The organism is Dysgonomonas gadei ATCC BAA-286 (assembly GCF_000213555.1).
In the GTDB taxonomy this organism is placed as follows: Bacteria; Bacteroidota; Bacteroidia; order Bacteroidales; family Dysgonomonadaceae; genus Dysgonomonas; species Dysgonomonas gadei.
This window is the reverse complement of the sequence record NZ_GL891979.1, coordinates 482,231-499,995: the sequence shown is the minus strand read 5'-3', so window position 1 is coordinate 499,995 and position 17,765 is coordinate 482,231. Positions and strand designations below refer to the sequence as shown.

The 17,765-nt window shown below is 38.7% G+C and carries 10 protein-coding genes; all 10 read right to left on the bottom strand.

All coding sequences use genetic code 11. The features are described from left to right. Nucleotides 1-98: 98 nt before the first annotated feature. Nucleotides 99-1,499, bottom strand: coding sequence for an HmuY family protein (locus HMPREF9455_RS01865; protein ID WP_006797873.1), 1,401 nt, complete (start codon nt 1,497-1,499; stop codon nt 99-101). Nucleotides 1,500-1,519: 20 nt separating this feature from the next. Next, nucleotides 1,520-3,820 carry a TonB-dependent receptor gene (locus HMPREF9455_RS01860; RefSeq protein ID WP_006797872.1) on the bottom strand — a complete coding sequence of 767 codons (2,301 nt, stop codon included), beginning with the start codon at nt 3,818-3,820 and terminating at the stop codon, nt 1,520-1,522. 307 nt (nt 3,821-4,127) lie between these two features. Beyond that, nucleotides 4,128-4,550 carry a bactofilin family protein gene (locus HMPREF9455_RS01855; RefSeq protein WP_006797871.1) on the bottom strand — a complete coding sequence of 141 codons (423 nt, stop codon included), beginning with the start codon at nt 4,548-4,550 and terminating at the stop codon, nt 4,128-4,130. 84 nt (nt 4,551-4,634) lie between these two features. Then, nucleotides 4,635-5,024 carry a hypothetical protein gene (locus HMPREF9455_RS01850; protein ID WP_006797870.1) on the bottom strand — a complete coding sequence of 130 codons (390 nt, stop codon included), beginning with the start codon at nt 5,022-5,024 and terminating at the stop codon, nt 4,635-4,637. A gap of 28 nt (nt 5,025-5,052) precedes the next feature. Continuing rightward, nucleotides 5,053-10,179 (bottom strand): choice-of-anchor L domain-containing protein, encoded by a 5,127-nt coding sequence (locus tag HMPREF9455_RS01845; protein WP_006797869.1) that lies wholly within the window; start codon nt 10,177-10,179, stop codon nt 5,053-5,055. Between the two features lie 138 nt (nt 10,180-10,317). Beyond that, nucleotides 10,318-11,346, bottom strand: a complete 1,029-nt coding sequence (locus HMPREF9455_RS01840; RefSeq protein ID WP_006797868.1) for a FimB/Mfa2 family fimbrial subunit — start codon at nt 11,344-11,346, stop codon at nt 10,318-10,320. 15 nt (nt 11,347-11,361) lie between these two features. Beyond that, nucleotides 11,362-12,750 (bottom strand): fimbrial protein, encoded by a 1,389-nt coding sequence (locus tag HMPREF9455_RS01835; RefSeq protein ID WP_006797867.1) that lies wholly within the window; start codon nt 12,748-12,750, stop codon nt 11,362-11,364. 80 nt (nt 12,751-12,830) lie between these two features. Then, nucleotides 12,831-13,331, bottom strand: coding sequence for a hypothetical protein (locus HMPREF9455_RS01830; protein ID WP_006797866.1), 501 nt, complete (start codon nt 13,329-13,331; stop codon nt 12,831-12,833). 73 nt (nt 13,332-13,404) lie between these two features. Beyond that, nucleotides 13,405-15,867 (bottom strand): Calx-beta domain-containing protein, encoded by a 2,463-nt coding sequence (locus HMPREF9455_RS01825; RefSeq protein ID WP_006797865.1) that lies wholly within the window; start codon nt 15,865-15,867, stop codon nt 13,405-13,407. Nucleotides 15,868-15,883: 16 nt separating this feature from the next. Then, nucleotides 15,884-17,764 carry an OmpA family protein gene (locus HMPREF9455_RS01820; protein ID WP_148401819.1) on the bottom strand — a complete coding sequence of 627 codons (1,881 nt, stop codon included), beginning with the start codon at nt 17,762-17,764 and terminating at the stop codon, nt 15,884-15,886. Between the last annotated feature and the right edge of the window lies 1 nt (nt 17,765).

The following is a 17,765-nucleotide window of genomic DNA, read 5'->3' as shown; positions in this document are numbered from 1 at the left end:
TAACAGTTACTTAATTTATTAGTCAGATATTTTAACGCAAGTTGGCAAACCGATAAATCGGTCTGCCATACTTGTATTTATTCTATCTGAATATATTTTTATTTAATTAATGCATATTCTATCTGCGGACGTCCTCTGTCCCCCTTATCATTAGCCAAGCCCATTGTCAGGAAGCGCAGTTTATAATAGAATCCGTTAGCATCTTTTATCACATAGTAGCGGTCAAACTGTATGCCAAGAGGAGCTGTAGATCCACCCATATTAGATGTTACGCGCCAATTGCTACCAATTACGTTACGAACTTTCGAGAATGTGAGACTTGCAATTTTAGACTCATTGAAATCTTCATATGCAATATCCGAAACCATTACTTGTATAGCTTCCGTTCCGGCAACATTATTAATAAGCACTAAATCCTGCATAAAGTAAGGCATGCCCATCGTAGAACCGATATTATACCCCCATACGATATCCCATTTCTTAGCTTCCGGTTCTACATTAACCGTTGTTCCTGTCTCCAGAGACAAGAATGTGAAATTATAGGCGGCATCTTTAGCTATTTCGACAGTCTTGATTGTGGTTTCACTAACTTTGGCATATTGTACTTTATAACCTTCTCCATTACGGCTGACTTTCACTTTATACCATTGATCTCGGCTCGATTTATTTCCTTCCGATGCAACAAAATAAACCTTGTTTTCACTATCTGTAGCAGATATTGTAGCAAATACGGTTTTTGAAAGATCGCCGTCAAAACTGTCTATTACTTCTGTAGATAACCCTTCTACAGTCATAGGACTTGCAGCTATATCTTTTGCAGCTTCTGCATCGGCAAGAGTTACGGCCGTAATATCCGTCTTAGTCGAAGCTGTAGCCGTAGTCGCATAGGCTCCATTCAATACAACTTTAAAATCACTGCCACCGTAGAAGCCTAAATTCCAGCTCTTACGGTCCACAGGAGTCTGTGTATTACTACTCAAATCTACATACACAGAATTAGCGTAAGCTACATCACCTACTTTTCCTTCAAGAATCAGCTTTTGACCTTCCGATACTATTGCACCGAATTTAAGGGTGGCTTCTTTTTTATCGCCAATAACAATTCCATTATTTATGGATATCGAGGATATGGTAAAAGTCAAGGTTTCCGTACCATCAAATAAAGCTTCGCTAACTTTGGATACTTTAAATGAAGCTGATGTACTTCCTGCAGGGATATTCACTACAAGTTGGTTATTTGTAACGGCAGGACCAGTTGTAAACTGTGTACCATAGACTGCTCCAGTAGCTGTAACTCCCAGAGTGACATCAATTGCTGATTCGGCCTTACGGCTCAGGTTTATAGTAATATCTATAGATTCGTTATCTTCATCGAGTCCCAATTCAGCAGATGTAAAATTGACAGTAATATCTGGCAATTTCACATCGTCTTCACTATCACTACATGAGTTGAAGCCTATCAAGGCCGTAAAAAGAAATAAATACAGTAATTTTTTCATTTTGTCTATTTATTGATTAATTATTTGTTAAAAAGGAAACTTAAACCGATAAAATAGGAACGTCCACATCCCTTCAGTGTGGAAGGGCCACTGACGTCGTGTCCACTACCTCCGGTTGTATTTCTTACGGTTGTTATATCAAATATATTTTTAATTCCGGCATTTATATTCAGATATTTACCTGCGCGCTGGCTAATTGTAAAATCAGCCCAATTGAAACTTCCTACGCCTCCGAGATACAATTCTTTGGTCGTGCTATCGTACTGATATTCGTCTCGGCTACCTGTAAATTTGTAAAACAGATTAAGGTTAGTTTTACTCTTTGTTATATGATAAGTGATACTCGCACTCAGTTCGGGAGAGAAACGAAAATCGGGCATATCTTTATTTTCGGCTGCTACATCTTCGTTGTCTTGCAGATTGTTGTAGCGCCCAACCAGAGAGAAGCCGATATTTGCCTGTAGGTTTTTCCATATCAGTGCATTCTCTAACGTTCCGCCGGTTGTTTTATACTTAGATATATTTTTATATGTGGTTTTGGTCGAATTCTCCGATTCATAAGCTGTCTCTATACGGTCTTGGAAATCGTTATAGAAAGCTGATAGTGTAGAAGTAAGCCTTATATTTTCGTTGTGAAATATACGCCATGTATAAGAGCCTGTGAAATTGTTGGAGTATTCGGCTTTCAGATCCGGATTGCCCTCTATGTCGTGATTGGCATTGTGAAAAGAGAAGTACAACTCCTGTAATGTAGGCGCTCTGAAGCCGTATGCATACGACAGGCGCAGATCCATATCCGGATTTAGCGAAAACTTTGTACTTACCGACGGAATGGCCACCGGAGCATCGTAATCGGCAACTATAATGGAACGCACTCCGGGACGAATGCTGAACCATTCTGTGGCACGCCATTCAGCTGACAGAAAAGCGGCAAAGGTAGAAATATCTGGTTTTCCCAATATACGCCCTCCCGAGCCTTTGTCCCAATTATATTCGACTCCCGGCTGTAAATCTATAGCTGATGTTGCTTTCCATGTAGCTGTGGCACGCATAAACGCCCCCTGGAACTTTGATACATCCTGAGCCGATTCATCTGTCGATAACCATCTCTCACCGCTTTCCAAATCAGAAACAATTGTACGTGTACGACGTTTATAATCCTGATAGGAAGAAACGACGTTGACACCCAGCCTATTGCTTATTTTCCAATCAGCTTGCATGTTGTGGGTATATCTATCAACAAGGTAATCTACGTCTACAATTTCGTTTGAAGTTTCTGTTTTGGGATTTTCCGGTTTAAATGTCGTCTCATCGAGATAACTAAGGCGATACCATACATTCAAGTTTTTTTTCTTATATCCGGCAGTTCCGTCGTAGTAGAACTGATCCTTGGGTGCCCATGTTCTGGCTCGTGCCACTTCGTCGCCTCTCCATCCTCCTGTGACGTTACGCGAGTATGCACCATCGAGGTAGATGCCTGTTTTTGATCCCCAGTTCAGATTCAGGCTTTCGTTGTGGATACCTTCTCCCGAAAATGCTTCATACTCATCTCCTATTGTCTCTTCCTGCACGCGTGCTGATACGGAATAGGTATTCTTTTCGGGTACTACTCTTGCCTTTTTAGTTATCACATTTACCACTCCAGCCAAGGCATCGGTACCATATATGACAGACATAGGGCCTTCTATAATCTCTATCTGTTCGATCGTATTTATATCTATCTGGCTAAGGCTTTGCTTAGTAGCACCCCTATCTACAAGAGGAACTCCATCTACGAGAATTTTTATATTATTGCCCCCCATTCCCATCAGTTCAAATTTATTTTCTCCCAAAGCTATATCATTGGTAATCCGTACCCCGATTTCAGTATTCAACAACGATTGCATATCAGTTGCTGCTTTTTGCTGGATGGCCTGATTATTAATTACTCTTACTTTGTAAAGAGAATTGCGAAGCGACTGTGGGGTAAACTGTCCGGTTACAACCACTTCTTCCAACTGATTTTTATTTTCTATAATAGTAAGGTCTGGAAAGAAGTTTGAAACGCCAGTTTTAATAACAACAGGTGTTTCTTTACGGTGAGCTGCAATAGAATATACGACCAGCGTGTATTCCCCGGCAGGAGCATCAAATTGGAAGCGACCATTTTCATCTGTTATACAACCATAAGTTGTATTTTTCAAAGAGACTGAGATGCACTCAGCCGGCTGTCCATCAGTAGTTTTTACTATTCCTGAAACTTTTTCTTTTGTCGTTTTTTGCGCAATAGTATTCAAGGTAGCTGCAAAGAGTGCAGTCACTATAAATATATACTTTAACATATGTTTATAGAATATATTAGATATTTTAAATAATATCCGGGATTATTGTTTTTTCATAAAATTCAGTATAATAGTGCCAATTTTACGATTACAAATGTACGGGTAAGGTATAGCTTGTACAATCCCTAAAAATAATGAAAATTGAAATTAACCATACCTATTATTAATGATTGTATGCTTAATGTTGAAATAGAGGATTGAAATCGATACTTTTATGGTAAAAGCCGCCTGATATAAATTATATCAGGCGGCTTCTAATGTACTTCGAATACGTCGTGCGAAATTTCAATTATATTTTACAAAACAGTTATTCTATAGCTAAGGCTTCCGGTACAAAAGTTGCTCTTTCAATTGTATCTTGTTCTGTTACCATCTTACAGGTACCGAAGAAATTTGCGCCTGCCTCGATCTCTAAGTTTAAAGCAGTTATCTCTCCTTTGAAATAAGATGATGATTTAAGCCGGACAATATCATAAGCAATAACATCGCCGTTAATCTTACCCATCAGTTCGATACTGCTGCTTTTGATATTGCCATTGACTCTTCCATCGGGACCAATAATAACTTTTCCTTCGCAATTAATATTACCCTCGATACTACCATCAATCCTTAGATCTCCTTTTGAGTTTATCTCTCCCGAAAACATTGTTGATTGGGATAGAACGCTATGCGACTTATCCAAAGAGGTCGCTGATATAATACCTGATATATTATTTTTCTTATTAAACATATTCAATTTTTATATGATTTTAATTTGTAATATTTTAAATAAATAAGTAAAACTCGAAAAATGACTACTTTCGTGCTCCTTCGTTCATAATTTACACAATGAGCGATAAAATTCCTGAATAATCTGAACAAAATACCGATCCTTAAATAAGGTTATCCACCCGTCTTTCCATTGTTGAAAACCTTTGCATTTAATCCCGCAATTGAGTACCATTTGATGTTCTGTTCTTTCTATAACCCTTAGTTGAGGATTACCGGCCTTTTCATATCCATTCTTTAAGACAGATATTAATATTGTTTTCTTATTTTCAGGCTCTACGTATTTAAAAACGGCATCAACACAACAAATAGAGTATAGATAAAATGCCGAATATTCGTACGCAAACCAATAATCATTAATTTTATACAGGTATATCTGGTTATTATCAGAATCATTTTTACTTTCTTTCATCAATATTTGTTGCATGTTATCCATGAGTTCGCTTATTTTAATCAATTATTACTTACAAAGCCATTATTTTTTCCACTTTAGTTTTACCATCTTCTGTTCGCACTTTTACAATATATAAGCCTTGGGCTAACGATAGAGATTTGGTATAAACTGTTGTGTTTATCTGCCTATTTGAATGTATCAGCCTTCCATACAAATCATATACATGAACAGTCTTAATTATTCTATCCGATTTTACATCCAAAACTCCATTTTGATAAACTATATGAATGCCATCATTTACACTTCCAACAATATCGCCAGGAGATGCCATACGTAACACAAACCTGTCTGCATCTATGTATTTGTTTTCTACTGTTGTCTTTCGCTGATTAAAATGATAAGTATCATTATCGGTCAAATCCTGCTCTATAGACATAAATTTATCCACTAATACAGGGCGCACGCCATAAGTCGAATAAAATTCAGATACATTTTCGAATGTAAACTTCAGAGGTTTTTGAGTATCGGAGCATTTTACACCTATACCTATTTCCTTGACACCTTCCTCAATTGCCTGAACAAGATTATAATCGTTACCGTCAGGGGTGATGAAGAATGTTTCGGGTACAATGTGTCCCTCTGTATATATCATTTTCTTCACATTACTTTCAATATTCCCCATCCAGGATGCATTCAATATAGCATAGTCTCCTGACATATCATTATTGTCACTCGTTTTCAGATAGAGAGAACTTCCTTCCGGCAATACTTGGGATAGTCCTCTGAAAGCAGGTCCGGTCAGAGCATATGTCCCTTCGAATGGATACAATAACTCCGTGCTATTTACCCCTTCGGCCAATGTCACAATAAATGCCTGTTGAGGTTTGATATTGTTTGTCGCCGAAAACGGGCGGTTCTCCCATATTTGCAATGTGCTATTGAATACAAAATATCCATCACTAACCAATAGTTTCGGTGCTATCGGATCTATATTATTGGCATCAAGGAAACGCTTAGAATTTATAGATGCCATAAATGGATTTCCAACCATAACTTTCTGTGATGTGGCAATGTGTTTCGATATTTCCTGAGCATATCCTGGTACACTATTTCCACCTATATTAATGTTCTTAACCTCATTCGAAGATGTTTCATATATAAAGCGATAAGCCTCCGATCCACGTTTCATTTGTCCTACCGGAGAATATATCAATTGAAGTGTTTTAGTATCAAAATAGAAAAACTTACTTTCTCCGGTAAATTTATCATAAGTGTGAGCTGGATAAAATGGCGCTTTCGTTTCATTTTCAAAGTATGGGAATTCCAGTACTCCTTCAAGGCCATCCATATGACAATGATTATTATAGCCTACTTGATCTTTGTATGAAGGAACTTTTATTGCAACCGCATTGTTAGTTTCTGCCAGATTAATATCATTTCTCGCATATGCTTTACTGAAGTCTCCGGCTTCTACCTCTACAGACTGCCCGGTTACAGGGTCTTGTATATTAAAACCACCCTGCCATGTTACCGGAAAACCGCCAAATGAAAAGTCTCCCGATGCCATATTCTTTAATGGAGCAGCTAAGGCATACCAGGTATCCCGTTCTTTCACCAAGCATGGAGAACCTGATCCGTTCTTGTCCGGCTGAGTACCTTCCGTCAGCCCACTTGTACTACTGTAATATCCCCAGTTATACTGAACAAAAGCTTTTTCATAAGCTAATTTATGCTGATACGCAACTTCAGATCCATACTGGAAAGTAATATTCTTACATTGCGGAGCTCCATATAAATCAACGGGTGTACTCACCAAGTCCAATGAAGGATAATTAGCAGAACCACCGGTTATCTGAACATCGGTACATGCCAATGGCACCATTCCCAACTGGTTACCATCTTTATCCACCCAGTTGTCAGGGTTATTCCAATTGCTGTCTCCGGCTGTTGATTTCCAATATAATGTTGTCGGCTGAGCCATAACCTTTATGGTAAAGGTGTTGCTTTCAAATTGTTGTCCACAGAACCCATCGATAGTCATTCTTTTGAAATGTGTATCAACAGTGAGGAGGCCCGGTGTATAAGAAATATTGTTTGCACCCGGTATATCTGTCCATATTACACCGTCTGTACTGTACTTCCACTGATATGTAAATGAATTGCTCCCACCCGAAGCTGCTGTAATTTCTTTTATTTCCAATGGGTTCTGATTTTCACATACAAACGGATTGCCCTTTATAGTTCCTGCCATAACAGGAGCATTTACGGTAATAGTAAATGTAAGTTTAGTACCTTCACAGTTTTCGTATTTCGGTGTTACTTCTATTACTGCTGTAATAGGACTATTTGTTGAATTAGTAGCCGTAAAAGAAGGTAAGACCGATCCCGAACCACTCGCTGCAAGACCGATAGCCGTATTACTGTTTTTCCATGTATATGTCACTTTGCCGGATGGAGTAGCTGTCGTTTCAAATGGGATAGATAGTACCTGATTGTTATTACATACCGTCAAATTAGTAATAGGCTTCACTATGGCTGTCGGGTTGACTGTAATAGTGAATGTCAACGGTGTGCCGATACAATCTTCATATTTGGGCGTTACCTCTATTGTAGCTGTTACTGGCGCAGTACTTGGATTTATCGCAGTAAAGGACGGTAGAGTTGAACCGGTGCCACTAGCAACGAGACCAATAGCAGAATTACTGTTTTTCCATGTGTATGTCACTTTATTAGTTGGTGTTGCGGTGGTCTCGAATGGAATCGATGAAACCAAACTGTTATTACATACCGTCAGATTAGTAATAGGCTTCACTATGGCTGTCGGGTTGACCGTAATAGTGAATGTCAATGGCGTACTAATACAATCTTCATATTTGGGTGTTACCTCTATTGTGGCTGTAATGGGTGTAGTACCCGGGTTTACAGCAGTAAAAGAAGGTAGATTAGATCCAGTGCCACTGGCAACAAGGCCAATAGCAGTATTACTGTTTTTCCATGTATATGTCACTTTTCCGGACGGAGTAGCTGTAGTTTCAAATGGGATAGATGGTACCTGACTGTTATTACATACTGTCAAATTAGTAATAGGCTTCACTACGGCTGTCGGGTTGACCGTAATGGTGAATGACAACGGCGTGCCAATACAATCTTCATATTTGGGTGTTACTTCTATTGTTGCTGTTACAGGCGCAGTACCTGAATTTACAGCAGTAAAAGACGGTAGATTCGAACCCGAACCGCTGGCAACAAGACCGATAGCAGCATTATTATTTTTCCATGTATATGTTACCTTATTTGTTGGCATTGCCGTAGTTTCGAATGGGATAGACGATACCTGGCTGTTATTACAGACTGTCAGATTAGAAATAGGTTTTACACCGGCAACCGGATTGACTATTATCTTATAACTTTTTGAAACACCAACACAACCAAATGCTGTAGGAGTAACTGTTATCGTAGCTTCCAACTGTCCTGTGGTTGTATTCTTCGCGGTAAATTGAGGAATATCCCCTGTACCTGATGTTAAACCGATGGCAGAATTATTGCATGTCCAGACATAAGTAGTTCCGGCGACAGTACTTGTAAGTGCTACTTTAGGCACAATAGTCCCGGCACAGACAGTAGTTTCGGTGAAGGTATTATTTATAACAGGTTTACCAGTTACAACGGCAGTAAGTGTCTCTGTATTACATCCGATAGAGTCACGCACAAGTACAGTATAATTTCCCGGTGCCAGTCCGGTAAAAGGTACAGCTATCTTTTGCCAGTCGCCCCCTCCGTTCCGGCTCATTTCTACACGTGGAGAACCACCAGCGGCCTCAACATATAAACTGCCGTCATTTCCATTACATGAAGGTGTAGTCTTTACTGTAGCAGATAAGAACTGTTGATATACATATATTGTTTTTGTAATTTCACCACATCCCGGAATCGTTGCCTTAATATTAAAGTCTCCACCGTTTGTAGACACAGTACTCAATACTTTGTAAGGTACACTTACTTCCGTCGAATATGCAGGTACATTAATTGTCGCAGGCATATTACTTCCATCCGGCTGTTTAATAAAATTCAAAGCTGCTCCGGAATAAGTCATAGCTATTGTCCTTGCCACAGAACTTTTGTTTATCTTCAATGTGAATTTATTACTCTCACAAGCCTGGAAGACATTGTCCATACCCTGAATCTCGTTCCCATGATTAGTGATACCAAGCCCTAAGTCGAAGCTGCCAGCTTTAAGGAATACTCCCGACCCATAACTGCTATCCCCTACATTAGCTATCGCAAGCTTTAATCTGTACTTTTTCCCCGGCTCAACATTGGCTTTTGCTGTCAGTACAGTTGTATGTCCGTTATATTCTACTTGTTGTCCGGCAGTAGTATAACAATTAACAAAATATTCAGTATTCCTTAGTTGGTTTACATTATAGATTGCAACTGGTAAATCGGTAGTTCCGGGTACTATCGCAATATTTCTTTTGTTGGAAACACCATCCTCATCCGAGATAAAAAACCCAAATACGTCATTATAAGTCTGGTTGTTAGAATAATTAGGATATTCTTCCGACCCGAATACATATTCAAAACTAATTTGAGATGATTGTGGGGTAAAAGTAAATTCCAATACCGTACCACAATTTATACCATTAGTTGTTAAAGCTTGTAAATCAGCATCACTAAGCGTTTTACCTCCATTCAGTGCACTCTGAGCCCCACTTCCACTACCATTGGGGCCTTCAGCATACAGCCCCGGCCCAGTGGTCAGTAATATTCCGCTTTCTACTCCCAATACACGGGTTCCCGTCGTCTGTCCTCCACTAAAGTATGACATGGATCTGTTGTATTCGGGACTCGTTGTTGACCATGCTGTACCTGTCCAGTTTAGTGCATGAAGTGTAACATCTTCAATGACTCCTTCCGTTGCACAATCACCTCCCTGACTTTTGAGGAATATTTTTTCTACAAGTTCGGCCGGGGTATATGTTACGATGGCCGCATCCCTGTTTACAGAAATACTATTTGCATTAGGTGATGCCGGACGATTAGATGTTCGTGGCATTATAGACCCCCTGGCCCTCTCTTTTGCTATTGCAATACTATCCTCGGTACTAATATATTGAGCATTAGCTCCAAGAAAAACCAGAAGAAATCCGGATAAAAATATTGCTTTTAAATTGTTATGTATTTTTCTGATTTTCATCTTTTCTAAAATGTTTAAAATCTAATTATGAAATACTTCGATTAAAAGAAACCTGCGAATCTCCCGACTCACAGGATTCACCTTAACACAAACTTTACAAAACTTCGAATAACCCACTTTGGGCTACATCATTATTCGTTAATCGAATGTTATATCCTGATCTATGAAATCCTCCCAGTCTTTCACCGTCACCTTTACATCGAGGTCAGTATCAGGTTCGCCTCTGAATTTCAGTACTACCTGAACAATACGGTTGATTTTAGGGACAAAAGGTATTTCGATAGGAGTTTTTCCATAATAACTGGCATTATTTAACGGCATACTTGCACGCAGGCGTAGTTTGTGATGCGTAGTATCGCTATGTGTAGTAGCAAATGAGTCATCACCTCTATGTGCCGGTACAATAAAATCGACAGTATCTGCTTTCAGTTGACTATTAAAATTGAAATATTCCCTTATTGGCTTATCAGACTGGTATGGAGTATCTCTGGTAGGAAGATACTTTCCGCTCCAAGCCAAAGTTGTTGGTACATCCAGTAATTCCACAAAAGCAAGAGGATTAGTTCCCGCTACGATATTACTAAAACCGGTATATTCTTCTAATATCACCTGTATTTTTGCCACATTTCTGTTTAGAGAAGCATTCTTATAAGTTGGTATGCCTTGTTGTATCTCTGTATTGAAGATAGGCGCATAACTTAATTCTGCCGGAGTTTGTGATAGGAACTGATTCGCAGGAGCTATCAATTTGGTCTCCCACATCGGGGAAGTATCAATATCGCCTCCGTATGGAATATTCAATTGGCCTGAAACATCTGTATTGCAACTGATGAGTACCAGATTCCACTCCCCAACTGCCATCGTAGTGGAAAGTTTGTCCCCTGATTTATCAACATTAAATTGTTCTTTGACAAATTTCCTATCCTCATCAAATACATACAAATGTGAATTATTAATTAATTCAGCAGGTACTGATTTTGTTTGCAAGGACAGGCTGGATTGTCCGTCCTCTCCCTGAGGAATTTGCATAACATTACTGTCCGTACAACCTTGTAGAAGAAGCATTAAAAGCAATACTATAAAGGTTAAGAAGAATAAAGTCATACATGTTTTCAAGAAGAAAACAAAACGAGGTAAAGATGTATATATAATAGTTTTTATTCTCATAATTTTTCTTTTTTCTTACTTATAAGTATTTCCTTCCCAAGGAAAGAGATTCTTACCTATTGTTTCATCTATCTCGATCGCCATATTCGGACTCTGTGCACTTTTTAAGAGGCTAGCATTATTTCCATATACAGTTCCCAAACCTTTTATTGTAGCTTTGATACCATATTGGTAATTGCGTTTTATGTAATCATGTGTTGTTTTTCCCGGTGCCGGAGCATTTACTATTACCGGATAATAGCACTTGACCGTTTTAATAACCCCTGCATCTTTTGTACTCTCAAAATTGTATCTTACACCTATCACAAAATAGGTAGGATAAAGGGTACTTTCATCGTTTTCGAAAACATAATACCATAAAGGGGTATCATTGGCCGTTACGTCAGATGTTATATCATATTTTTGTGTGAAGATTGGCTCTGTTAAATAGTTTGTCAATTCGCTTGCCGGGTTAAGATTATTTAATAACATCGGACTTTTCAAAAACTGGTATCCGATATTACATCCATGACCAAATTTTCCGGACAGCACATTTCCTGATTCGGCAGGAAACCACGATGCAGTTTTCACATTCATCATAAATACCGAATCGATATGATATGTATAATTACTTGTAGGGTAATCCTTTTCAAATTCTATATCAGTTGCCAGGTCAAATTCAATCTTTTGAATCGCTACCCTTGCCACCAGCCGTTCCAATACAAACGGATCAGCTCCAAACAAAGCATGCCCATAATCAGATGCAACATCTCCGGGACGGCCATTATTTGATGTATATCCCAAGTAATGTTGTTCTTCTGTATTTTTAAAACTTACATTCTTCTCATAATGGCACATGGTCAGATTGGTCTTCATATCTGAAGGATTAATCCCCCCTATTGGAGGATTATCACCCGGATTGGGAGTTACCGTCCCAGGATGAGGAAATAAACCTTGCGTATTTAATTTTTCATATTTTTGTAGAAATTGTGTAATATTTTTGACAGAGGCAAAATATCCTTCCGGGGCATTGGCTATAACATATATATCCCGTTTTCCGGCTGTCAGGCTGATGCCTTTTATTTCATCTATGGTTTGAGACTCATTTCCGTTGATTATTTTACGCGGTACAGAATCATGTCCGTCAACTTTTCCAGCTTCATATTCTCCTGCTGATTTAAATATTAAAACATCGAGTCTGTAAATCTGACTTTCAAAATCAGAATCATCAATATTGCCTACCGACTTTTCTTTTGTATCCTCATTCGGGTTCAGTAACATGGAAAGAAAAATCTTCTTTTCACCATCAGTATTGCCACCCTCATCAATAAAGACACTATCTGCGGAACAGGAACATACAAATCCCATTATCCACAGGAGTATAATGGTCATATTTATATGTTCTTTTATATTCATTTTTTTCATTGCTTGTACCATTTATCCTTACGATTACACTGATCCTCATTCCTTAATATTCAGGAATCAAGCATATTATTTTCAGGATGTTATTGAAAGGTATAATGTACATTACACCAAGCTATAGTTGCTTTTTTATCTTTTAGATAGGATAATGAATTTACACCTGCATAATTTAATGCACCAAAACAGGTTTCGTCCCTATTTTTTGCCCTGCGCTGCATAAAGGACAATTCTTTTCCAACACCGGTAAGACCTTGTTTTATCACCAGTTTATTCCTATCGCCATAAGCAAAATTGTTCCAGGAATTATGTATGGTATTATATATTTGCAAAACCCCGTTTTCGAATCTGTAGGTATAAGTATATTTTTCGGGAAAGAAAGCCAGTGTTGTATCATCTATAAACGCCAACATTAATTCCTTACAGATATTTTTTTTCTGTACAATATATTGTTTCCAAATGGCCATCGGGTCAAATTCGGAAGAATCCAACTCTACTGCCCCTTTACGGGAACCAGCATATACCTTAAACTCTTTAATTACAGAATGTCTAAAAGACAGAATAGAAGGGACGTTTAAATATTCCATATTTCTCATTCTTTAAATTAGTTATTCAAAAACAGGGTCAGCAAATAAAAACAAAACAGATACTTTTTAATTGTTAATCATTAATTACAAAGCTTGCTGATTTGCCTTCGGTTGAAATGGATATTTGTGGGCTATACTCCGGTGTGGTTACAGAATTAATTTCCATAACTAATTTTTTAGGCCCGGCCTTATCTTTATCGAAGAGAACGATACCATTCAGATTCACGGTACTACGATTGCCATCACCCCAGATACGGAGGTCATGAAGGTTAGTCAGAACAAAGTCTTTCCCCTCTGTGGCTGTAGTTTCAGCTCCAATCGAACATGTTACATTTACGTCTCCTCCTGTAGCATTTGTCAGTAATGCTCCGTCAGACGCTCTCAACAATGATATGCGATAAAAGCCAGAGACAATATTATTCATTCTTCCATGGTCACCCAAAGAAGTAATAGCAATCATAGCCTGTTGGTCGATAATATTACCGGCACAACTCAACAGCGAGCTTTCAAAATTGATATTTGCATCGTTTATAGCATGTATTTTATTGAAATCCACCACCACTGACTTAGGTAACTCATAGCGTGTATCATTCAGGGTCTTCACATTAAACGCACCTGTTTTTTGGCCTTTGCTTATGACTACGCGCGGTATTATTCCCATATCAAAATCCAAAGCGTCAGCAGTCCCTTTACCGTATACACCATCTACAATAATGTCTGATCCGGTTGAATTCACTAGCATCTCACCATTTGTCTTGAATATTCCCAGTTCGTATGTAACATCTTTCTGGTCTTCGACACCATCTTCGGTATTTACCAATTTTACCAAAACTTCCTGATCCTCAATCGTACCAATACCTACAGGCTTCACCAGGTAACTGTGATTTACATTAGCCAGATGCATTTCGAACACTTTGCGTCCCTCCATTAGGTTATTAGCCTTGATAGGCACTTCCACATCTTGTTTTATCATATAGCGTGTAGCACCGTCATTGGCTGGAACAAAAGAAAGGCTTCCTTTTATCGGGGAGTAGTTGTCCGTCTCTGTTGCCGTCCCTGCCTTAGTTCCGTATTCAACGGTTACAGGCACAGGTACACCTTGCTCTGTGGTTGAATATCCAGTAAGTGTTACTGTAAACAATGCAGTTGTATAACCATTGACAGGTTTATTAATTCTCACATCAGACACATATACACCATGACCGAGCTTAACCACCCTGTTGCTTCTTCCTTTGAACAATATGTCTCCGTTGGATGTAAAGTTGATTTCTTCAAAAACATTCCTCTCATTTTCGATAGCATACCGGTCAAAGAGCATATCACCCATGTTGGAGAGCATGCAAATACGTCCCGTTGCTGTACTAGCTAGGAAAATACCATTCTGAGTCAATTGGGTTTTATCGAAATTTCCATCGGTAGATTTCTGATATATCTGCCGTCCGTCTTTAGCCAATCCTACAATTGTTCCGCGACCACGATCTGCATCGAAACCGACTACGACAGATTCTCCTGAAACAGGATTCAAACCCATGCCTGATATACTTCCTCTCAAGATATACTTCAAGAGGTCTGTACCATCGTTACGCAAAAGCGAGTAATAACATTTATCGCCGCCATTACCTCCAACCAGTATGTTTCCATTGTTTGCCAAATAGAGATGCTCTAATGTAGAAAACTCCGAAGCAGGAACAATTTCCTTGTTAAAGACAATATCTCCCTCAGTTCTGATTTTTATAACGCGACCGCCTGTAGAAGCACTACTCCCTATAAGGAAGATATGATCGTCAGGCGCTGTTATCATTTTGTGTATATGAAAACCCTGATCGGGCAGATTTGTTACAAAAAACGGTTTGCCCTTACTATCTAAACGAACTACAGAAGCAGTGGTCCCCTCTTCTCCGGTAAATGCGGCATGTATATATTCTGTAGTACTGCCTAAAACATCGAAACCGATACAAGTCCCGCTTTCGCTGGAAAGATATTTATATATGACTTTCCCTGTAGCATCTACTTTTCCCAACAATCCGGCTCTTACATCCCCTGTCTTTGGCTCATAGCCACCGAGTACAAGATTTCCGTCTTTTAATACTTTTCCACAGAATAATTCGCTACCATCTTCCCCGAGATACACATCGGTAAGAATTTTCCCTGTGTTATCTACAATAATGGCACGACCACATACCTTATTTGTTTTCTTTTTCAAAATAAGATAATTGGACTGTCCCAGAATTAATATTTTATTTTTGTCTATATAAGAAACGCTATTCACTGATGTGAAGCCTGATGGTAAGGAATGAGAGAAATAAATATCTCCTTCACGCTTCACCCATGTTATTGTGGTCTTCTCACCCACAGACCCAACCAATACAACCTGACCATCCGAAGCCGGATAGATATGCTGGTATTGAATACCTTCACCATCATACGTCCTGTCATAGACTACCGGCATATACTGAGCATTAGCCTTTTGTACTGAAAACCCAATCAATAGAGCACAAATCAGTAAACTTTCCAATATTTTTCTTCTGTACTTCATGTATATATTTGTTATGTTATTTAATTACTGCTTTTATATCTACTCTTCTGGCTTTTCTATTCATCCATATCTTATGGTTCCAAATAGATGTATTCCGGTTATCATTATAGAATGGGACCTCCAGTGGTGAATCGCTGTTGACGAATATCTTACCTTTACCTGTCACCCTCGCACGTGCTTTAATACCTTGTTGTGATAGCCATTGGGCAACAACTTCAGCCCTTCTTCTCGATAAATCGTAGTTGTAGTCTTCTGTCCCCATTTCGTCTGCATATCCATCAATGATCAAAGACTCTATATTATGGAGGTCTGTTTCTGCAAGCCACATCTTTAATTCCTGAATTGCAGAAGGAAGTAAAACCGATTTGTCGAAGTCGAAATACACACTCAGTAAAGACTCAGATTCAAGACTGAATTCAGGCACAGACTCCCTGCGAGGTCTATTAAAGTTTCCTTCATTATTGACTAAAACTATAGCCCCATTTGTTATTGCATCTACTTCCGACATTCCGTATATAAGATTTTCCCTGCCAAAATTCTTATTCCGTTCGAAATAAAAAATATCATCTTTGTTGAAACGCTGCCTGTCTGATACCACATATCCTTTATCCTTGTCTATTCGGAGCATGCTGAAGTCGTTGAGAACAGTATTTATCGGATAATCGAAATGGGTAAGACTTCCATCCAGGATCTTACCATTTTCATAGCTTATACCGTATATATCATAGCCTCCAAAGCCAACATGTCCGTTTGATGAGAAGACCAGCATATCATTAAATATGGCAGGAGATATTTCATCACCTTCTGTATTTACCTGTTCACCCAGATTAATAGGATCACCCCAACTTTGTAGCTTCTCATCCCAATGAACAATATAGATATCATAGCCACCATAGCCACCATCCATATCGGATGAGAAAAGGACAGAACGATTCCTGTTGAATATAAAAGGATGCGCATAAGAAGCTCCTTCTTTCTGAGGGAAAGCGGCCCTGAATGCTGACCAGCCTTTACGATTCTTATTATATTCGGAATAACGTAACTTTGTTTTATAGGTATTCACACCACCGGAGGACATCTCTATAGATTCACCCTTATCATATGCAACCTCCGTTACTATCATTTTTGACATATCATCAGAAAAAGATAGCGGCCCATTTTGCAAATCGACAGGAATCATATGCAGTAATGGCTTCGATTTTCCTTTTTGGGATGAGTTGATCGAATATTCGGAATTCTCATCCAAAGAGTAATATCTGGTTCTGTGGTAAAACTTTTTGTTCGGGTCATGGAATCGGCTGCTACTTGTAGCATAGAAATATTCATTTCTCATTTTTCCTACCCAGAATTCAGAATATGGAGTGTTAAACTTATCGAGCTTTTGAATATTAAACTCGGGTGTACCTACAGGCAAGAAACCATCCTCATAATTTAACGCATGTAATATATTCAGATAGCGTTGATCCTTTTTGTATACATCTCTATAGGCGTATTCCCTTGCAATTCTGATTGCTTTCAATTTTTCACCGGAATACCTTAATGCATCCAAATAGTTACAGATATCTATAGATGTAAATAGGTTTTCGTTTGATGATATTGCCGCATCGTAATGAGGTATTGCCGACACATAATCCAATAATGTCAGATAAAGCCTTGCTGTTTTCAGGTGAAGGACGGCTGTATAAGTATTAGTCTTTACTTCTTTTAATGCAGATTCGTAAAGTTTCATTGCTTTATCAAAATCCTGTTCAACAAACTTGCGGTCAGCCTTTACCTCTATTTTACGGGCTTTATTATCCTGTTTATCCTGCCGCACATCCTGAGGGTATACATTAAACGATAATGCAACCAAACAGCATAGGGATAAAAATCGCATTCTTATTTTTCTGTTTATCATT

Excerpts from the sequence above, each read along its gene's own strand:
- HMPREF9455_RS01820 (WP_148401819.1), bottom strand. The coding sequence starts at position 17,764 with ATGATAAACAGAAAAATAAGAATGCGATTTTTATCCCTATGCTGTTTG.
- HMPREF9455_RS01850 (WP_006797870.1), bottom strand. The coding sequence starts at position 5,024 with ATGGATAACATGCAACAAATATTGATGAAAGAAAGTAAAAATGATTCT.
- HMPREF9455_RS01860 (WP_006797872.1), bottom strand. The coding sequence starts at position 3,820 with ATGTTAAAGTATATATTTATAGTGACTGCACTCTTTGCAGCTACCTTG.
- HMPREF9455_RS01865 (WP_006797873.1), bottom strand. The coding sequence starts at position 1,499 with ATGAAAAAATTACTGTATTTATTTCTTTTTACGGCCTTGATAGGCTTC.
- HMPREF9455_RS01855 (WP_006797871.1), bottom strand. The coding sequence starts at position 4,550 with ATGTTTAATAAGAAAAATAATATATCAGGTATTATATCAGCGACCTCT.
- HMPREF9455_RS01825 (WP_006797865.1), bottom strand. The coding sequence starts at position 15,867 with ATGAAGTACAGAAGAAAAATATTGGAAAGTTTACTGATTTGTGCTCTA.
- HMPREF9455_RS01830 (WP_006797866.1), bottom strand. The coding sequence starts at position 13,331 with ATGGAATATTTAAACGTCCCTTCTATTCTGTCTTTTAGACATTCTGTA.
- HMPREF9455_RS01840 (WP_006797868.1), bottom strand. The coding sequence starts at position 11,346 with ATGAGAATAAAAACTATTATATATACATCTTTACCTCGTTTTGTTTTC.
- HMPREF9455_RS01845 (WP_006797869.1), bottom strand. The coding sequence starts at position 10,179 with ATGAAAATCAGAAAAATACATAACAATTTAAAAGCAATATTTTTATCC.
- HMPREF9455_RS01835 (WP_006797867.1), bottom strand. The coding sequence starts at position 12,750 with ATGAAAAAAATGAATATAAAAGAACATATAAATATGACCATTATACTC.